Below are 17,401 nucleotides of genomic sequence, written 5' to 3' on the forward strand. Positions count from 1 at the left end.
TTTTGCCCCGGCAATGCGATGGACCACGATGCAATTTTTCGTATGATGATGAAATGCTTGCCATGTTTCGGCGGGCCGGGGGAATATACTTCGCGCAAAAATGCCGCACGGACAACGCTTGTGAGTTGTTGCGGAGTGCTCCAAACTGTGGTTTGAAGCGCAATGGAATGTAGGGATACTGCGTTTGAGTGATCTGGGATCAAACGCTGGAGGGAGAGACATCGTGATTAAGAGGGCTTACGCAGCTCTGGCGGCTATCGCCTGTCTGCTTTTTGCGACCGGCAGCTATGCCGATCAGCCAAAACCATGGGAAACCGGCCTGCAAGAGGCAGCAACCGGCAACATGCATCAAATACGCTGGTTCGAAGCATACACGCTTTGGTTTATCGTTCCCATTACGCTGCTGGTGCTCGTCCTTTTGATCGTCGTCATGGTCAAGTTCCGGGCATCGCGAAATCCGGTGCCCTCCAGAACGAGCCATAACACGCTGATCGAGGTCATCTGGACCGTGGGACCGGTCCTCATTCTTCTGTTCCTGGCTGTTCCGTCCTTCGATCTTCTGACCGCGCAGCTAACGTTCCCACAGAATCCTGACGTGACCGTCAAGGCGACGGCGACGCAGTGGCAGTGGAACTATGAATATGAAAACAGCGGCAACACGCCTCTGGCTTTTGATTCCTTCCTGCTGAAGGATCAGGACCGCGCTGCGGCCGGCAAGGAAGACAAATCGAAATATCCGCGGCTTCTCGCCGTCGACAACGAGCTGGTGCTGCCCGTGGGCAAGGTCGTGCGCGTCCTTGTTACCGCCGCACCGACGGATGTCATCCATTCCTTCGCGATGCCGTCCTTCGGCGTCAAGATTGACGCCGTTCCGGGCCGTTTGAACGAAACCTGGTTCAAGGCCGACAATGAGGGCCTGTACTACGGTCAGTGTTCCGAGCTCTGCGGCAAGGACCATGCATTCATGCCGATCGCCATCCGCATCGTCTCTCAGGATCAATACCAGCAGTGGCTGACCACTGCTGCCGGCGACCTGAGCAAGGCCAACAAGGCCCTGATGGCCGCCGTCGATCAGCCGGCTACTGTCAACGTTGCTGCGAACACGGCTGAGTAAGAGGGATAGGGATAATGGCTGGATCTACGGCACACGACGATCATTCGCACGCTCTTCATGACGCTCACGCGCATGACGACCATCACGCTCACAAGCCCAGTTTCGCGAACCGCTGGCTCTTCTCGACGAATCACAAGGACATCGGCACCCTCTATCTGATCTTTGCGATCTTTGCCGGTATCATTGGCTTCCTGCTGTCCGTTGCGATCCGCATGGAATTGCAGGAGCCGGGCATCCAGATCTTCAGCGGTCTGGCTTCCATGGTCTACGGCTATTCGGGCGACGCCTCCATCGATGGCGGCAAGCAGATGTACAACGTCTTCGTCACCGCCCATGCGCTGATCATGATCTTCTTCATGGTCATGCCTGCGATGATCGGCGGTTTCGCCAACTGGATGGTGCCGATCATGATCGGCGCGCCGGACATGGCTTTCCCGCGCCTGAACAACATTTCCTTCTGGCTGATCGTTCCCGCCTTCCTGCTGCTGATCCTGTCGATGTTCGTCGAAGGTCCGGCCGGTGCCTACGGCGCGGGTGGCGGCTGGACGCTGTATCCGCCGCTGTCAGGCCTCGTCGGTCATCCCGGCCCGGCGGTCGACCTGGTGATCTTCGCACTGCATATTGCCGGCGCCTCGTCGATCCTCGGTGCGATCAACTTCATCACCACCATCCTCAACATGCGCGCCCCGGGCATGACGCTGCACAAGATGCCGCTGTTTGCCTGGTCGGTGCTGATCACGGCCTTCCTGCTGCTTCTGTCGCTGCCGGTTCTCGCCGGTGCCATCACCATGGTGCTGACCGACCGCAACTTCGGCACGACCTTCTTCGCGCCGGAAGGTGGCGGTGACCCGATCCTTTACCAGCATCTGTTCTGGTTCTTCGGTCACCCCGAAGTCTACATCCTGATCCTGCCGGGCTTCGGCATGATCAGCCACATCATCTCGACCTTCTCGCGCAAGCCGATCTTCGGCTATCTCGGCATGGCCTACGCCATGGTCGCGATCGGCGCCGTTGGCTTCGTCGTCTGGGCTCACCACATGTATACGGTCGGCCTGTCGCTCGATACGCAGCGTTATTTCGTCTTCGCGACGATGGTCATCGCCGTTCCGACTGGCGTGAAGATCTTCTCCTGGATCGCGACGATGTGGGGCGGCTCGATCGAGTTCCGCACGCCGATGATCTGGGCGATCGGCTTCATATTCCTGTTCACGGTGGGCGGCGTCACCGGCGTGCAGCTCGCCAATGCCGGTCTCGACCGCGTATGGCAGGATACCTATTACGTCGTCGCGCACTTCCACTACGTTTTGTCGCTCGGCGCCGTCTTCGCCATCTTCGCTGCCTGGTACTACTGGTTCCCGAAGATGACCGGCTACATGTACAACGAGAAGATCGGCAACTGGCATTTCTGGATCACCTTCATCGGTGTCAACATGATATTCTTCCCGCAGCACTTCCTCGGTCGTGCTGGCATGCCGCGCCGTTACATCGACTATCCGGACGCCTTCGCCGGCTGGAACTTCGTTTCCTCGATCGGCTCCTATGTTGCAGCCGTCGGCCTCTGCTTCTTCTTCTGGGGTGTCATCGATGCGTTCGTGAAGAAGCGCGTCGCCGGCAACAATCCCTGGGGCGAGGGTGCGACCACTCTGGAATGGCAGCTTCCTTCGCCGCCGCCTTACCACCAGTGGGAAGAGCTGCCGCGCATCAAGTAGCTTATTTCCGGACGCCGTGATAAACGGCGTCCGGCTTAACGGACATTGGATGAAAGAATGACGGTGATCGACAATCACGAAGTACTCGCGAAGAAAGGCGAAACCGGCCTGTCTGAAGCGAGTGCGCGCGATTATTTCGAGCTTTTGAAGCCGCGGGTCATGTCGCTGGTCGTCTTCACCGCTTTTGCCGGCCTAGTGCTGGCGCCGGGCCACATCAACCCGGTTCTCGGCTTGATCGCCATTCTCTGCATCGCCGTCGGCGCAGGCGCTTCCGGCGCGCTGAACATGTGGTACGACGCCGATATCGACGCGGTCATGAGCCGTACGGCGCGCCGTCCGATTCCCGCCGGCCGCGTCAAGGCTTCCGAGGCGCTTGCCTTCGGCTTGGTGCTGTCGGGCTTTTCGGTGACGATCCTTGGCCTCGCCGTCAACTGGCTTTCAGCCGCGATCCTCGCCTTCACCATTTTCTTCTATGTCGTCATCTATACGATGTGGCTGAAGCGCTCGACGCCGCAGAACATCGTCATCGGCGGCGCTGCCGGCGCTTTCCCGCCGGTCATCGGCTGGGCCTGTGTCACCGGAAACGTGACGATCGAGAGCATCGTGCTCTTCCTGATCATCTTCCTGTGGACGCCGGCCCATTTCTGGGCGCTGGCGCTGTTCAAGATGCGTGACTACGAAGCCGTCGGCGTCCCCATGCTGCCGAATGTCGCCGGCGTGCCGGCCACCAAGAATCAGATCGTCGCCTATGCGGTGCTGACGGCCATCATCGGTGTTGTGCCGGCATTCATGGGCTTTGCGAGCTTCGGCTATGGTGCCGTCGCCGCCGCGCTCGGCGCAATCTTCATATACTGTTCCATCGCCGTCCGGCGTATGCCGGATGGCGATGTCAAGATGATCCCGGCGAAGAAACTTTTCGCCTTCTCGATCTTCTATCTCTTCGCAATCTTTTCGGCACTGCTGATCGACCGGCTCGTGATAGTGCTGATATCAGGCGGTGCGGGAGGCTGGCTGTGATCGAACTCGTCAAGCTCACGGAAGCCCAAAAGAAATCACGGCGAGGGCGCAACATCGCGCTCGGTTTGGTGCTCGCCGGCCTGGTGATCCTGTTCTACGCGATCACCATCATCAAGGTCGGCACCGGACACGTTTGAGGAGGCGTGATGGAGGAGGGGACAACAAACAAGGCAAGAAACAACGGCCTGGTGGTTGCCATGTGCTTGAGCTTCGTGGTCGGCATGAGCGCCATGTGCGCCGCCGCCGTGCCGCTCTACCGCATCTTCTGCGAGGTAACCGGCTTCAACGGCACGACGCAGCGCGTCGATCAGGCTTCCAGCGTCATTCTTGACAAGCCGATCAAGGTTTCCTTCGACGCCAATGTTGCCCCGGGGATACCCTGGGACTTCAAGCCGATGCAGAAGGAAGTTTCCCCCAAGATCGGCGAGACGGTCGAGATCAAGTTCCTGGTCGAGAACAAGTCCGACCAGCCGACGCGCGGACAGGCTATTTTCAACGTCTCGCCGGTGGAAGCGGGCGCCTATTTCAACAAGGTGCAGTGCTTCTGCTTCAACGAGACCGATCTGGCACCGGGGGAAAAACGCGAGATGCCGGTGGTTTTCTACGTCGATCCTGAGATCACCAAGGCGGAAGAAACCAAGACGATCACGGCGCTGACACTATCCTACACCTTCTATCCGCGCGACGGTGCGAAACCTGTGGCTTCCAACGAAGGCGCAGCGAAGGTGGTGGAAAAGAAACTTTGATGGAGAGTGCTTTCGGCTCAGCCGGAGGCGATATGGGAAAAGTCATTCGGGGATTGCTGACATGGCAGAGGCGCATACCAAGAAACACGATTACCACATTATCGATCCCAGCCCGTGGCCGATCATCGCGGCCTTCGGGGCCTTTGTCATTACCTTTGGCGGCGTCTGCTTCATGCGCTACCTGAACGGCGGCGCGGTGCATCTGTTCGGGATCAACTTCGCACAGCCCTGGCTGTTCTTCATCGGCCTGGCCGTGATCCTCTACGTCATGTACGGCTGGTGGTCGGATACGGTGAAGGAAGCGCATGAGGGCGCGCATACCCGCGTCGTCTCACTGCATCTGCGCTATGGCATGATCATGTTCATCGCCTCCGAGGTGATGTTCTTCGTCGCCTGGTTCTGGGCCTATTTTGACGTCAGCCTCTTCCCGAACGAAGCCATACAGGCTTCGCGGACGGCCTTCCTCGGCGGCCAGTTCCCGCCCAAGGGCATCGAAGTCCTCAATCCCTGGCATTTGCCGATCTACAACACCATCATCCTGCTGCTCTCGGGCACGACGGTCACCTGGGCGCACCACGCGCTGCTGCACAATGACCGCAAGGGCCTGATCCAGGGCTTGGTTCTGACCGTGCTGCTCGGTGCGCTGTTCTCCTGCGTGCAGGCCTATGAATATGCGCATGCGCCCTTCGAGTTCAAAAACTCGATCTATGGCGCTACCTTCTTCATGGCGACCGGTTTCCATGGTTTCCACGTGCTGATCGGCACGATCTTCCTGCTGGTCTGCCTCATCCGCTCGATCGGCGGCGATTTCACGCCAAAGCAGCATTTCGGCTTCGAAGCGGCCGCCTGGTATTGGCACTTCGTCGACGTCGTCTGGCTGTTCCTGTTCTTCTGCATCTATATCTGGGGAAGCTGGGGCGCGCCGGTCGCGGCCGGTTGAGCCAGGGCAGAATTGAGATAGAAGGCGGGTGCTTCGGCGCCCGCCTTTTTCATTGCGGGGCCTCTCAGGCGCCGACGGCAAGCCGCTCGAAGGCTGTTGGGCGCGGAACTCCTCGATCCAACAGTTGCCGTATCTGTTCGGCGCAGGCCTGTGGACTTTGCGTGGATGTATCCACTTCCAGATCGTAGATGCCTGGTTGATGCACCTGTTCTTGCCAGGCGATGACGGGAGCGGGGATCGGTGCGTCCGCTGAAACGCTGACATAGTCGCCGTGCCTTTCAGGGCCTTCCGCCAAACGTCGCTGCATGATGGTATCGATCGGGCAGTGCACCCCGACGAAAAGGACGGGCAGGCCGACAAGTTGGCGGGCGCAATCCGAAAGGATTTCGAGCGGCTTTGAATAGGCGTCATGATGGCCGAATTCGGCAATGACATTGAGCCCAAGGCGGCTATGGGCGGCAATCGAGGCATAGAGCGCCGAATAGAATATCGGAACCAGCGGTTCCAGGTCAGGCCGTTCGCCGCCCGGCCGTACACCGATCCCCGGCCGGTAACGCGGTGGCGTGATATGCCGCACATAGGCGTCGACGCCCAGATTCATCCATGGGCCGTCGAAACCTGCCTGTATGGCCTCGACAATGCTCGATTTTCCGGATCGCGGCGCGCCGTTCAGAATGATGATCTGGCCGGCCTTCATGTCTTGCTTATTGTCCATACCCTCTTTTTATGGCCGCGATGACGATTTTCAAGCGGCCTGGAGGAGACGACCGCGACATCATGATGCGGGATTGGGGCTTGTTTGGCTGCTGTGCTGACGTCACCATGCTTTTGAATTGGACGGATGGCCGCGTCGCGGTTACTGATGATGACAGGACGAGACCCGGATGCTCGTCGTGAATGGCAATCGATCGAGATCAAACCTTGAGCCCAGAGCAAGACACAGCCCCAGGTCACGGGACAGACCCAAATCAAGGGGCAAATGGTGACAGCGCCCTCTTTCCACCCGTCGATCCGTTCCGGGTCGGCATTCAAGGATGCTGTCCGCGTTGCGGTCATGGCAAGCTCTTCGACGGTCTGCTCTCGCTGAAGCCGCGTTGCGCAGCTTGTGGGCTCGACTATGCCTTTGCCGATGCGGGCGATGGCCCGGCGGTCTTCGTCATCCTCATCGTCGGCTTCATCGTCATCGGCTCGGTGCTATGGCTGCAGGTCAACTATGCGCCGCCGATCTGGGTGCATATCCTGCTGTTCGGCCCCTTGACCATCATCCTGTCGCTTCTGTCGCTACGCTGGTGCAAGGGCATCCTGATCGCGCTGCAATATCGCAACAATGCCAGCGAAGGGCGCCTTCATCGTGACTGAGGCCGCCATGCCCGCTCGCCGCGCCAACCCTTTCTGGCAGTTTGGCAAGGTGCTGATCCTGCTCGTGGCGCTTGGTATCCTGCTGGCTCTCGGCACCTGGCAGGTCGAGCGGCTGCACTGGAAGGAAGGCCTGCTCGCCGACATTGCCGAGCGCCAGGCCGCAGCCCCTGTACCGCTATCGGCGATCGAGGCCATGGCCGCATCCGGCGGCGATATCGAATACCGCGTCGTCACTGCGACCGGTCGCTACCTCAACAACAAGGAACGGCATTTCTTCGCAACCTTCGGCGGCGCTTCCGGCTTCGATATCTATACGCCGCTGCAGCTTGCGGATGGGCGCTACCTCTTCGTCAACAGAGGTTTCGTGCCCTACGACGCCAAGGAGCCGGAAATGCGCATGCAGGGCCAGTTGACGGACGAACAGACCGTCACCGGCCTTGCCCGCGCCAAGCTTGCCGGCCAGCCCTCGGGTATGCCGGACAATGATCTGGCGAAGAACATATTCTATTGGAAAGACCTGGACGCCATGGCTGCCAGCGATGGGCTTCCGAGGGATAAGGTGCTGCCCTTCTTCATCGATGCCGACAAGACACCCAATCCTCAGGGCCTGCCGATCGGCGGCGTCACCATCGTTGATCTGCCGAATAACCATCTCCAATATGCCGTGACCTGGTATGGCCTGGCCGCGGCGCTGGTTGCCATCGTCGCCATCTCCTGGTGGCGCAAACGTCATCCGGACGCACCCCGGCAATAGTTTCGCGCAATAGAATAGCTTCATTTCGATGGAATATTCGGCTAGAGCATGGTCCCAAAAAGTGCGCAGCGGTTTTTGGATAAGATCATGCGGACTAAATGGAGCAAGCGGCAAGGCGAACCTATCTATAGCCTCGCCATCGTCCCGGATTTCGGAAGAGACATGAATATAGCGGTTTCCAAACCTGACCTGACCATCCGGCTCTGCGGCCCGCGCGGCTTCTGTGCTGGTGTCGATCGTGCCATCCAGATCGTCGTGCTGGCGCTGAAGGCCTATGGTGCGCCGGTCTATGTCCGTCATGAGATCGTGCATAATCGCTATGTCGTCGAAGGGCTGGAGGCCAAGGGCGCCGTCTTCGTGGAGGAGCTGGACGAAATCCCCGCCGAGCATCGCGCCCAGCCCGTCGTCTTTTCCGCCCATGGCGTGCCGAAATCCGTGCCGGCGGATGCGGACGCGCGCAACCTCTTCTATCTCGACGCCACTTGCCCGCTGGTGTCCAAGGTGCACAAGCAGGCCATGCGGCATAATCGCCTCGGCCGCCACGTCATCCTCATCGGTCATGCCGGCCACCCGGAAGTGATCGGCACCATGGGCCAGCTTCCCGAGGGTTCCGTGTCTCTGATCGAGACGGTGGAGGATGCCGACGCCTATCAGCCTGCCGACCCCGACAATCTCGGTTTCGTCACGCAGACGACGCTCTCGGTCGACGACACCGCCGGCGTCATCGCGCGGCTGCAGCAGCGTTTCCCCAATCTCACCGCGCCGGCCGCCGATTCGATCTGCTACGCCACGACCAATCGCCAGGAAGTGGTGAAGGAAGCCGCTCCAGGCTGCGATCTCTTCATCGTCGTCGGTGCACCGAATTCGTCCAATTCCAAGCGTCTCGTGGAAGTCGCGCTCCGGGCAGGGGCTAAGAAATCCGTGCTTGTCCAGCGCGCCTCCGAAATTGATTGGGACGATATCGGCGATATCAAAACCGTCGGCCTCTCCGCCGGCGCATCGGCACCAGAGGTCATCGTCAACGAGATCATCGAGGCCTTTCGCGCCCGTTTTAATGCCGTGGTGGAGCTTGCCGAAACGGTCAAGGAGACCGAGAATTTCCTCGTCAATCGCGAGCTGCGCAATATCGAACTGACGGTGGCCGACATGGCCTTTGTCAATGGGGATTGAAGAACGGCCACCTCGTCCTTCGAGGACCTGCCGCTTGCGCTGACGCTGCATCGGCAAGGCATTTTCGGATGAGGTGAAGAGAGTTTCGCCGCCAGACACCGAATCAGCCCTCATGGTGAGGAGGTCCGCAGGGGAGTCTCGAACCACGAGGGCGGGCGGCTAGGTGGCTAGCATGTATCAAAGGGAATAATTCGTGGCCGTTTATACCGATATTACTGAAGACGATCTGAAGTGGTTTCTGACGGAATATGATGTCGGCACGTTGCTCTCCTACAAGGGCATTGCCGAGGGCGTCGAAAACTCCAACTTCCTGCTGCACACGTCGCGCGAGCCGCTGATCCTGACGCTCTATGAGAAGCGCGTGGAGAAAAGCGACCTGCCGTTTTTCCTCGGTTTGATGCAGCATCTGGCAAGCCGCGGCCTGTCTTGCCCGTTGCCCTTGCCGCGCAAGGATGGCGCGTTGCTCGGCCATCTCTCGGGCCGCCCGGCCGCGCTGATCTCCTTTCTCGAAGGAATGTGGCTGCGAAAGCCAGAGGCAAAACATTGCCGCGAAGTCGGCAAGGCGCTGGCCGCGATGCATGTCGCCGGCGAAGGCTTCGCCATCAAGCGGCCGAATGCACTGTCGCTTGAAGGCTGGCAGGGGCTTTGGGAAAAATCCGAAGCCCGCGCGGATGAGGTCGAACCTGGCCTGCAGGACGAGATTCGCGGCGAACTCGATTTCTTGGCGGCGCATTGGCCGAAGGACCTGCCGGATGGCGTCATCCATGCGGATCTGTTTCCCGACAACGTCTTCTTCCTCGGCGACGAGCTTTCCGGCCTGATCGACTTCTATTTCGCCTGTAACGATCTGCTTGCCTACGACGTCTCGATCTGCCTCAATGCCTGGTGCTTTGAGAAGGACGGCGCTTACAATATCACCAAGGGCATGGCGCTCCTGGAAGGCTATCAGAGCGTGCGGCCGCTGAACGACGCGGAAATCGCCGCCCTGCCGACGTTGTCGCGTGGTTCGGCGCTGCGCTTCTTCCTGACCCGCCTCTACGATTGGCTGACGACGCCGGCCGGCGCCTTGGTCACCAAGAAGGACCCGATCGAATATCTGCGCAAGCTGCGCTTCCACCGCCAGATCGCCTCCAGTGCCGAATATGGGCTGAAGGCATGAAACACGTCGATATCTTCACCGACGGCGCTTGCTCCGGCAATCCCGGTCCTGGCGGCTGGGGTGCGGTGCTGCGTTATGGCGATGTCGAAAAGGAGCTTTTCGGCGGCGAACAGGAGACGACCAACAATCGGATGGAACTGATGGCGGCCATCTCCGCGCTTGGCGCGCTGAAGACGCCATGCGAAGTCGATCTTTATACCGACAGCGTCTATGTCAAAGATGGCATATCCAAGTGGATTTTCGGCTGGAAGAAAAACGGCTGGAAAACCGCCGACAAGAAGCCGGTGAAAAACGCCGAACTCTGGCAAGCGCTCGAGGAAGCCCGCAACCGGCATCAGGTGACATTGCATTGGGTCAAAGGCCATGCCGGGCATCCGGAAAACGAGCGCGCCGACGAACTGGCGCGCAAGGGCATGGAGCCGTTTAAGAGGAAGTAGCGTCGCGAGGCGATGTTTGGATGGTCGCTTTGCGCCAGCCGACGGAAGAGGAGGAGCGGAAGTTCTTCGCTAAAATCCTTCGAGACACTTTTGCGGTGTCAATAGCTGTGACGTTCATAGCGGAATTGCAATCATTTAGGTTCACAACGGTGGCCCTGGAGGTAGCAAAGAGCCATCGCTTGCTGCTTGCCCTGCTTTCAGGGGGCGATCAGATAAGTATGACGACGAGAAATTGAACTCTTGTTCAATAAAAAAGCGAGCAAGGCGGCGAATTACCTCCGACGCATTCAACAACCGCCGCAACTCTTCAGCTCCATCCGGATCAGATGGCCTATCTCGCGCCGCATGGGCGGTCGCTACGCGGCAATTCTCGTAGATGTATGTGCCCGCGTCGACATTCGCCGATAAGCGGTCTGCCTCAAACGCCATAAGAGCACTTTCCCGGATCGATTTCTCGACGTCAGAAAAGTTGGAATTGACCCAGTCGATAACCTTTTTCTTCTTATCATAGCGGGTTTCAAAGACACGAAAGAAGCTGAGAACGGCGTGGCTACCCAACCCCACCGAGTCCGCGTTTAATCCATCGCGATAATATGCAAGGCATCGCGTCAGGTTCTCATCGGACGGCAGTGTGCGATAGAAATGCCACTCGTTCATCGCCATAGAGGCCAGATCCCTCCGTGACACCGGCATGGGAACTGGATTGCCGGACCAGCCCTCATGCACCGACGCGGGCTGATCATAGCACCAAGACATGATGCTCAGCATCCGGCTTATCAATGTACGCGCGGCTTCCGCTGACATGCGTTCATGCGTGAGATCGATGCTAACTGAATGCGAATAGTCCCTTGTCTTTGGGAAGAGCACAAGGTTATGCCCGCCGAACTGCATTCTCGTCGGTTCTTTTGGCCATGCAACTTGGGCATCGACACGGAGATTAAGGAAGTGGGATGAGGTGCGGGCACCGAGTCTTTTGTGAAACGCGGCTGTTTCTTCTTCGGTTTCGTACTCACGCCAATCGGTTTTGAACGGTTGGTCTATATATCGGGAAATTGCAACATCACGCGCTAGGTCCTGAAAAAACCTCGGACCTAGCGCCCTCTCGACCGCCGAAAGCCTGTCCAACCTATCGTGATTGTATCTCTCCTCGGCTCCTGGTCGAAGGAGGCTAAGGGCATATTTTGAAACGTAGGAGGTCGTCTTTATTCCTTCCGGCCCTTTGGAGCGGATAACCGCACCATATTCATCACTTCCAAAATCCCGTTCAACAGACAGGGTGAAACGAACGAGATCGGAAGCTTCACCGGTGTCTCCGACAAGAGCAGCGACTGCGTCTCGCAAAGACTTCGTGCCGCGATAGGCAGCCGATTCGCCGCCAACGGGGCACAAGTTTCCAAGAATAAGCGATGCATGACCTCCGTAACCCGGGAGCGGATGCCCAAACGATAGAACAGCGTTCGCGATATGCTCGTCGGATAGCCTTTGGTCCGCGTTTTCTTTCCCGCGAGGCAACAGGTTATGGCCCCTAAGTGTCTCAAAGCGCTTCTGCATTTGGTCAAAAGTGCCGACTTGCGCAAGTCGGTCATGTAGCCAGATCATTAAGTCGCGTGCGTACATCGAAATTCTCGAGTTGAATCAGTGAAAGGGAATCGAGCTCAACGTCAGCACTATATCCGCCAAGATGCGATGGGCTGCATCCAAGGACGTAGGTGGTATTAATGTCTGGTGCGGCTTTCCGAGTTCCCACCATTGTAAACCGACAGCCGCAATAGCCCAAAAGCCGCTATAGCGGGCGATCACCAAAAAGCCCAAACATCGTAACCCCACATCTTGCCCCTCAGCCCTTTCCCTCTATGCTGCGCCAAAATAGCTAGGGAGATAAATATGATCCTGCATTGCGTTTTCCTGCGGCTCAAATCCGCCATGACACAGGATGAGAAAAAGGAGCTTTTCGAATCCGTCGCCGCCTTGCAGCAGGTCATTCCCGGCATTCTCGATGTCAAATACGGGCCGAATGTCTCGCCGGAGGGGCTGCATGGCGGCTTCGTTGATGGCTTTGTGGTGACGTTCGAGAGCCCTGAAGCGCGCGACGCCTATCTCGTGCATCCCGAACACGTTGCCGTCGGTGAGCGTCTCGTCTCCTCGACCGATGGCGGACTTGCCGGCCTGCTGGTCTTCGATCTCAATATTTAACTAGAGCGACAGGCCCTGATCACGCTGACTGCCGGGGCGTGACGATGGTGAGATTCATCTCGGAACGCAGGCGAAAACCCATCGCCTTGTAAAGCGAGATGGCCGGCGCGTTCGTTGCATATGCATGCAGATAAGCGGTTTCGTTCCTCGCGGAGATCTCGCCGGCAACGAAGCGGAAGAGCAGGGTGCCGAGGCCGCGTCCCCGAAAATCGGGATGGGTACAAAGGCCGCTGAGTTCGGCAAAACCTGGCTGGCGCATGCGCTGGCCAGCCATGGCGACGAGGCGGCCGTCAGTCTTCACGCCCCAAAAGGTGCCAAGGCTTTGGGCGCGGAGCGTAAAGGGACCGGGCTTGGTCAGCGTAGCCAATACGAGCATCTCCGCTGCATCGGCTTCCGTCAGCGGCTCGATCCGGCTGTCCGAGATCTGCTGATAAGGCCGTTCGGCGATCATCTGTACCAGTTTGCCTTCGGAGACGACCGTCAGTCTCGGCGGGATTGCGATGGGATTGGCTTCGACGAGTGCCATGGCCTCGTCAGCGGCCGGCAGATTTTCCAGAGCCTCGAGGCTTTCCGCCGTATCATCGGCGGGGGCTGCGAAGGGCACGATGGAGGGCGGATAGCGGCGGGCGCGCTCGTTGCCTTCCGCCAGTGTCGCATGGGCAGTTCGAAGGGCGTTCCAGGCCGGGCGGTCGAGAATATGGCTCATGGTTTCTGCTCCTTGTCGAGTTTGCCTCGACGGGCAAGCGGCGCTTCGGCAAGCCCGTTCTCGATTGCAGTAAGCTGTTCCAGGATCGGCCCGGAACTCTCGCCGCAGAGCTCGATGACAGCCTGTTCGATGCGCGGCCAGACTGATCGTTTCGAGTAATCGACGAGTTCCTGTCCTTCCGGTGTTAGGGAAACCAGTCTTCGGCGCTGATCCTCGGGTGAGGCCTGCATGTCGACGTAACCCAGTTCCAGAAGCTGCGAGACGGTCCGCGTGGCCCCTGGCTGGGTGATGCCGACAGCCTGGGCAAGCTCACCGATGGTAAGCGGGCCGGCGCGGTCGATCGCCGCGAGGAAAGGATATTGGGCGGATTGGAGGGAGACGCCGAGCTCTCCCATAATCTGCTGGGTATCGGCCTGAAGGCGCTCGCCGATGCGGCGAAAGCGGCTGCCGAGGCAGAGGAAACCCAGCGATTTCACGATATCTTCAGCCACGCCGCATTCCTGCTTCAATTTACATAACTGGTTATATAACTTCTTATGAAACAATGGTCAAGCGGCGCGTCCCCGACCTGCTGGTCTTCGCTCTCGATCTTTGAATGAAAAGGCCGCAGGCAAATGCCTGCAGCCATGCTCGTCCTGCTGTCTCAGCTCGATTTCGCCATCGCCGCGGCGAGTTGATCAACGTTATAACGGAACATTTTTTCATATGTCGGAGCCGGCCCATTGGCCTTGGAGAGGGCCTCGACGTAGAGTTCGCCGCCGGGCTGCGCGCCGGTGGCCTTGGCGACCTGCTTGACCAGGCGCGGATCATTCGAATTCTCGAAGAAATAGGTCATCACATGTTCGGTCCTGATCTGCTCGATCAGCTTGGCGACGCCGGCGGCCGAGGCTTCGGTCTCGGTCGAGACGCCGAGCGGCGACAGGAAGGTGACGTTGTATTCACGCCCGAAATAGCCGAACGCGTCGTGGCTGGTCAGGATCTTACGGCGATCCTCTGCAATCTTGTCGAACTTGCTGTGCGCATAGGCGTCGAGATCCGTCAGCGTCTTGGTATAGCGCTCAGCATTGGCCTTGAAATCGGCGGCGTCGGCCGGATCGGCGGCGGATAGCGCCTTTTCGATATTGGCGACCCAGATCTTCACATTGACCGGGCTGTTCCAGACATGCGGATCGGTGACGGTCTTGCCGTCGTCGACCATGGTGCGGGTATTGATGCCGTCAGAGACGACGATCGGCGTGCCCTTGTAGCCGGAAGCCTTGATCAACCGATCCATCCAACCTTCCAGACCTTCGCCGCTAACGAAGGTGACCTTGGCGGCATTGAGCCTCTTGGCATCGGTCGGCGAAGGCTCGAATTCATGGGGGTCGCCGTTCGGGCCGACAAGGCTCGACACCTTCACATGCTCGCCGCCAACCTGCTTGACGACATCGGCAAGCACGGTGAAGGAGGCGACGACATCCAAGGTTTCCGCCGAAGCGGGCGCCGCTATGCCGAAGGCGATGAAGGCCGGCAGCGCAGCGGAGAGAAGCAGTCTGTGTCTGGTCACGATAATCTCCTTGATCGAAATTAGCCCCTGAGATGGGGACGGGGAATAAACCGGCGGGCGAGGCCCGAGGGTGCGAAGAGAATGGAAAAGCCGTAGATCAGGCTCGCCGTGATGATGATGGTCGGACCGGAAGCGAATTCGAGGTGATAGGAGGCGATGAGCCCGATATAGCCCGACGCGGTCGCGGTTGCCGCTGCGATCGCCATCATCGCCGGCAGGCTGCGCGACCAAAGCTGCGCGATCGCCGCCGGCAGCATCATCAGCCCGACCGCCATCAGCGTGCCGAGTGCCTGGAAGCTGGCGACGAGATTGAGCACCACCAGCAGCAGAAAGAGGAAATGATAGACCGCGCCCCGGCCACCGACGGCGCGGAGAAAACCGGGATCGAAGCATTCCACCACCAATGGCCGATAGATGACGGCGAGCGCCAGGAGTGTCACCGTGGTGATCGCGCCGATTTGGTAGAGGGCAGGGGCGTCGATCGCGAGGATGGTGCCGAAGAGCACATGCAGAAGATCGATATTGGAGCCGCGCAGCGATACGATGAGCACACCGAGCGCGAGCGACGTCAGATAGAAGCTGGCGAAACTCGCATCCTCCTGCAGCACTGTCATGCGGCTGACGAGTCCCGAGAGCAGCGCCACCGACAGGCCGGCGACAAGCCCCCCAAGACCCATGGCCGTCAGCGACAGCGAGCCGGCAATCAGATAGCCGATGGCCGCCCCCGGTAGTACGGCATGGCTCATGGCGTCGCCCATCAGGCTCATCCGCCGGAGCATCAGGAAGACGCCGATCGGTCCGGAGCCGAGCCCGAGGCAAAGGCAGGCGACGAGCGCGCGCCGCATGAAACCGTAATCGGCAAAGGGCGCGAGGAAGATGTCATAGGCCGTCATTCGGCCGGCTCCCGCTTCGCTAACCCCCGATGGGTAGGCGCCCGTTCCGGCAAGCAGTCTTCGGCGTCCTCGTCCCAACGCTCCGCCATGGCCCGCGCCTTAATGAGATTATCGGAGCTCATCACATCCTCTGTCCGGCCCCAACTGACGAGTTCACGGGCGATCAGCAGCGTCTCCGGAAAATGCGCGCGCACCTGATCGAAATCATGCAGCACCGCAATCACCGTGCGCCCGTCACCGTGCCAACGTAAGACAATATCGAGCAGGTCGCGTGTCGTGCGCTGGTCTATGGCTGTAAAGGGCTCGTCGAGAAGGATGACGCGGGCATCTTGCAGCAGCAGCCGCGCAAAAAGTACGCGCTGGAATTGCCCGGCCGAGAGTGAGCCGATGTGCCGACGCTCGAAGCCCGCCAGGCCCACGACCGCCAGCGCATCACGGGCACGCTCGGCATCCGCGTGTGAGAAACGCCTGAAGGCGCCGGAATTTTTCCAGGCGCCGAGCATGATGGTATCGGCCACCGAGATCGGAAAACGCCTGACGATATCGGCCGCCTGCGGCAGATAGCCGAAATCATTGCGCGTCAGCGCGCCTCGATCGATCGAGCCTTCCGCCGGTCTCAATTCGCCGATGATCGCCTTCAGGAGCGTCGACTTGCCCGCCCCGTTCGGTCCGGCAATCGCCGTCAGGCTGCCGGCCTGAAAGGCACCAGAAACGTGATGCACGGCTGGATGGCGTTCATAGGTGACGGTGAGGTTGTCGAGACGGATCTGAGCACTCATGCCAACGCCACCGCCCAGCCGATCGTGGCCCAGAGAATTGCGATGCCGATTGCAACGAAGGCGAGGCGCATCAAGGCCGACCGCCCGATCAGGGATGCGGCGAAGGGGTTGTTAAAGGGCATGGGTGGTTTCCATAATGTAATAACATTACGTGTTGTAACGAGGAGAATGCGGCGAAAAAGAGGCGGGTGGTGAGCATATGTCATTCATCGCTGGCAAACGTGCTGCGATTTGCACCGATGCAGCCGAATGCTATATACTGCGCATTATGTGTTATTTGGCTAAGGACCGAAACTGCAAGAAGGATGATCCCTATGAACGTCTCGATTGGTGATCGTTGGGAAAAGTTCATCGAAAAAACAGTCGAAGAAGGGCGCTACAGCTCTGCCAGCGAGGTCGTCCGCGAAGGTCTCCGTCTTGTAGAGGAGCGTGAGGCGAAAATCGCATCGTTACGGCTCACCCTGGAGGCATCAATTGCGAGCGGGGGCGACATCTCGGATGAGGAGCTTGGTGCAGCTTTAGATGCCAGAGCAGCTGAACTTGCCAAAGAAGGGTATTGAGTGGCTCGGCTTCGCTATACGACAGATGCGCAAAACGACTTTCTCAATATCCTGACATTTATCGCGCATGAGAGTGGTAGTCAGAAGATAGCTTTGAAATTTACGACCTCATTGCGCCGCAAATGCTCTGATCTTGCGTCGCTACCTGGCCGTATGGGGCGTCCCCGGCCAGAACTCCGACATGATATGCGTAGCTTTGCCTTTCGGGGCTACATAATCTTCTTTCATTATGTCGACGATGTTTTTGAAGTCTTGAATGTACTTGAAGGCCATCGTGATCTCGACAGCTATTTCCATCAAGATGATTGAGGCAAAGCAG

The 17,401-nt window shown here is 58.9% G+C and carries 22 protein-coding genes; 14 read left to right on the plus strand and 8 right to left on the minus strand.

The window, feature by feature from the left end; translation table 11 throughout:
- Positions 1-223 precede the first annotated feature (223 nt).
- The 6 genes from coxB to PH547_RS07890 all read left to right on the plus strand — a co-directional run bounded on the left by coxB (position 224) and on the right by PH547_RS07890 (position 5,526).
- Complete coding sequence (coxB, locus tag PH547_RS07865) at positions 224-1,114, plus strand: cytochrome c oxidase subunit II (RefSeq protein ID WP_104822230.1); 891 nt, start codon at positions 224-226, stop codon at positions 1,112-1,114.
- 14 nt (positions 1,115-1,128) lie between these two features.
- Positions 1,129-2,823, plus strand: a complete 1,695-nt coding sequence (gene ctaD, locus PH547_RS07870; protein ID WP_104822231.1) for a cytochrome c oxidase subunit I — start codon at positions 1,129-1,131, stop codon at positions 2,821-2,823.
- A 57-nt stretch (positions 2,824-2,880) separates the two neighbouring features.
- On the plus strand, positions 2,881-3,840 hold the full coding sequence (locus tag PH547_RS07875; RefSeq protein ID WP_285167939.1) for a heme o synthase: 960 nt from the start codon (positions 2,881-2,883) through the stop codon (positions 3,838-3,840).
- Positions 3,837-3,977 carry a hypothetical protein gene (locus PH547_RS07880; RefSeq protein ID WP_034488087.1) on the plus strand — a complete coding sequence of 47 codons (141 nt, stop codon included), beginning with the start codon at positions 3,837-3,839 and terminating at the stop codon, positions 3,975-3,977. The genes PH547_RS07875 and PH547_RS07880 overlap by 4 nt, the downstream gene beginning before the upstream one ends.
- Positions 3,978-3,986: 9 nt before the next feature.
- Positions 3,987-4,586 (plus strand): cytochrome c oxidase assembly protein, encoded by a 600-nt coding sequence (locus tag PH547_RS07885; protein WP_285167941.1) that lies wholly within the window; start codon positions 3,987-3,989, stop codon positions 4,584-4,586.
- A gap of 61 nt (positions 4,587-4,647) precedes the next feature.
- On the plus strand, positions 4,648-5,526 hold the full coding sequence (locus PH547_RS07890; RefSeq protein ID WP_104822234.1) for a cytochrome c oxidase subunit 3: 879 nt from the start codon (positions 4,648-4,650) through the stop codon (positions 5,524-5,526).
- A gap of 64 nt (positions 5,527-5,590) precedes the next feature.
- Here PH547_RS07890 and PH547_RS07895 read toward each other — a convergent pair whose 3' ends face one another.
- Complete coding sequence (locus tag PH547_RS07895) at positions 5,591-6,241, minus strand: chloramphenicol phosphotransferase CPT family protein (RefSeq protein WP_285167943.1); 651 nt, start codon at positions 6,239-6,241, stop codon at positions 5,591-5,593.
- Between the two features lie 206 nt (positions 6,242-6,447).
- Here PH547_RS07895 and PH547_RS07900 point away from each other — a divergent pair, with 206 nt between their 5' ends.
- The 5 genes from PH547_RS07900 to rnhA all read left to right on the plus strand — a co-directional run bounded on the left by PH547_RS07900 (position 6,448) and on the right by rnhA (position 10,405).
- Positions 6,448-6,885, plus strand: a complete 438-nt coding sequence (locus PH547_RS07900; protein WP_483315532.1) for a DUF983 domain-containing protein — start codon at positions 6,448-6,450, stop codon at positions 6,883-6,885.
- Positions 6,886-6,892: 7 nt separating this feature from the next.
- Positions 6,893-7,639 (plus strand): SURF1 family protein, encoded by a 747-nt coding sequence (locus tag PH547_RS07905; RefSeq protein ID WP_285168201.1) that lies wholly within the window; start codon positions 6,893-6,895, stop codon positions 7,637-7,639.
- 162 nt (positions 7,640-7,801) lie between these two features.
- Positions 7,802-8,809: a 4-hydroxy-3-methylbut-2-enyl diphosphate reductase gene (gene ispH, locus PH547_RS07910; protein WP_285168202.1), complete on the plus strand. Its 1,008-nt coding sequence runs from the start codon at positions 7,802-7,804 to the stop codon at positions 8,807-8,809.
- Between the two features lie 193 nt (positions 8,810-9,002).
- Positions 9,003-9,968 carry a homoserine kinase gene (locus PH547_RS07915; protein WP_285167944.1) on the plus strand — a complete coding sequence of 322 codons (966 nt, stop codon included), beginning with the start codon at positions 9,003-9,005 and terminating at the stop codon, positions 9,966-9,968.
- Positions 9,965-10,405, plus strand: a complete 441-nt coding sequence (gene rnhA / locus PH547_RS07920; RefSeq protein ID WP_283049473.1) for a ribonuclease HI — start codon at positions 9,965-9,967, stop codon at positions 10,403-10,405. The genes PH547_RS07915 and rnhA overlap by 4 nt, the downstream gene beginning before the upstream one ends.
- 141 nt (positions 10,406-10,546) lie before the next feature.
- Here rnhA and mauJ read toward each other — a convergent pair whose 3' ends face one another.
- A complete protein-coding gene (mauJ, locus tag PH547_RS07925) occupies positions 10,547-12,022 on the minus strand; it encodes a methylamine utilization protein MauJ (RefSeq protein ID WP_285167946.1) in 1,476 nt (491 codons plus the stop codon).
- 267 nt (positions 12,023-12,289) lie between these two features.
- Between mauJ and PH547_RS07930 the strand changes: the two genes are divergently transcribed.
- Positions 12,290-12,598, plus strand: a complete 309-nt coding sequence (locus PH547_RS07930) for a Dabb family protein (protein WP_104822241.1) — start codon at positions 12,290-12,292, stop codon at positions 12,596-12,598.
- A 19-nt stretch (positions 12,599-12,617) separates the two neighbouring features.
- Here PH547_RS07930 and PH547_RS07935 read toward each other — a convergent pair whose 3' ends face one another.
- From PH547_RS07935 to PH547_RS07960, 6 genes are all read right to left on the minus strand, one after another.
- Positions 12,618-13,304 carry a GNAT family N-acetyltransferase gene (locus tag PH547_RS07935; protein WP_285167947.1) on the minus strand — a complete coding sequence of 229 codons (687 nt, stop codon included), beginning with the start codon at positions 13,302-13,304 and terminating at the stop codon, positions 12,618-12,620.
- Positions 13,301-13,795 (minus strand): MarR family winged helix-turn-helix transcriptional regulator, encoded by a 495-nt coding sequence (locus PH547_RS07940; RefSeq protein WP_104822243.1) that lies wholly within the window; start codon positions 13,793-13,795, stop codon positions 13,301-13,303. Before PH547_RS07940 ends, PH547_RS07935 begins: the two co-directional genes overlap by 4 nt.
- Positions 13,796-13,947: 152 nt before the next feature.
- Positions 13,948-14,850, minus strand: coding sequence for a metal ABC transporter solute-binding protein, Zn/Mn family (locus PH547_RS07945; protein WP_285167948.1), 903 nt, complete (start codon positions 14,848-14,850; stop codon positions 13,948-13,950).
- 20 nt (positions 14,851-14,870) lie between these two features.
- Entirely contained in the window at positions 14,871-15,743 is an 873-nt protein-coding gene (locus tag PH547_RS07950; RefSeq protein ID WP_104822245.1) for a metal ABC transporter permease, read from the minus strand.
- Positions 15,740-16,522, minus strand: a complete 783-nt coding sequence (locus tag PH547_RS07955) for a metal ABC transporter ATP-binding protein (protein ID WP_285167950.1) — start codon at positions 16,520-16,522, stop codon at positions 15,740-15,742. Before PH547_RS07955 ends, PH547_RS07950 begins: the two co-directional genes overlap by 4 nt.
- Positions 16,519-16,644, minus strand: a complete 126-nt coding sequence (locus tag PH547_RS07960; protein WP_285167951.1) for a hypothetical protein — start codon at positions 16,642-16,644, stop codon at positions 16,519-16,521. Before PH547_RS07960 ends, PH547_RS07955 begins: the two co-directional genes overlap by 4 nt.
- Positions 16,645-16,836: 192 nt before the next feature.
- On the opposite strand from PH547_RS07960, the gene PH547_RS07965 reads away from it, so the two are divergent.
- Positions 16,837-17,082, plus strand: coding sequence for a type II toxin-antitoxin system ParD family antitoxin (locus tag PH547_RS07965; RefSeq protein WP_285167954.1), 246 nt, complete (start codon positions 16,837-16,839; stop codon positions 17,080-17,082).
- Positions 17,083-17,391, plus strand: a complete 309-nt coding sequence (locus tag PH547_RS07970; protein WP_285167955.1) for a type II toxin-antitoxin system RelE/ParE family toxin — start codon at positions 17,083-17,085, stop codon at positions 17,389-17,391. It begins immediately after the preceding gene.
- Positions 17,392-17,401 lie beyond the last annotated feature (10 nt).

The sequence above is a fragment of the Rhizobium cerradonense genome (assembly GCF_030182455.1).
GTDB lineage: Bacteria > Pseudomonadota > Alphaproteobacteria > Rhizobiales > Rhizobiaceae > Rhizobium.

Bases quoted from the DNA above. Each gene is read 5' to 3' on its own strand.
- PH547_RS07955 (WP_285167950.1), bottom strand. From the start codon at position 16,522: ATGAGTGCTCAGATCCGTCTCGACAACCTCACCGTCACCTATGAACGC.
- PH547_RS07965 (WP_285167954.1), top strand. From the start codon at position 16,837: ATGAACGTCTCGATTGGTGATCGTTGGGAAAAGTTCATCGAAAAAACA.
- PH547_RS07885 (WP_285167941.1), top strand. From the start codon at position 3,987: ATGGAGGAGGGGACAACAAACAAGGCAAGAAACAACGGCCTGGTGGTT.
- PH547_RS07890 (WP_104822234.1), top strand. From the start codon at position 4,648: ATGGCAGAGGCGCATACCAAGAAACACGATTACCACATTATCGATCCC.
- ispH (WP_285168202.1), top strand. From the start codon at position 7,802: ATGAATATAGCGGTTTCCAAACCTGACCTGACCATCCGGCTCTGCGGC.
- PH547_RS07875 (WP_285167939.1), top strand. From the start codon at position 2,881: ATGACGGTGATCGACAATCACGAAGTACTCGCGAAGAAAGGCGAAACC.
- PH547_RS07935 (WP_285167947.1), bottom strand. From the start codon at position 13,304: ATGAGCCATATTCTCGACCGCCCGGCCTGGAACGCCCTTCGAACTGCC.
- PH547_RS07895 (WP_285167943.1), bottom strand. From the start codon at position 6,241: ATGGACAATAAGCAAGACATGAAGGCCGGCCAGATCATCATTCTGAAC.
- PH547_RS07960 (WP_285167951.1), bottom strand. From the start codon at position 16,644: ATGCCCTTTAACAACCCCTTCGCCGCATCCCTGATCGGGCGGTCGGCC.
- PH547_RS07950 (WP_104822245.1), bottom strand. From the start codon at position 15,743: ATGACGGCCTATGACATCTTCCTCGCGCCCTTTGCCGATTACGGTTTC.
- PH547_RS07930 (WP_104822241.1), top strand. From the start codon at position 12,290: ATGATCCTGCATTGCGTTTTCCTGCGGCTCAAATCCGCCATGACACAG.
- mauJ (WP_285167946.1), bottom strand. From the start codon at position 12,022: ATGTACGCACGCGACTTAATGATCTGGCTACATGACCGACTTGCGCAA.
- PH547_RS07905 (WP_285168201.1), top strand. From the start codon at position 6,893: ATGCCCGCTCGCCGCGCCAACCCTTTCTGGCAGTTTGGCAAGGTGCTG.
- ctaD (WP_104822231.1), top strand. From the start codon at position 1,129: ATGGCTGGATCTACGGCACACGACGATCATTCGCACGCTCTTCATGAC.
- rnhA (WP_283049473.1), top strand. From the start codon at position 9,965: ATGAAACACGTCGATATCTTCACCGACGGCGCTTGCTCCGGCAATCCC.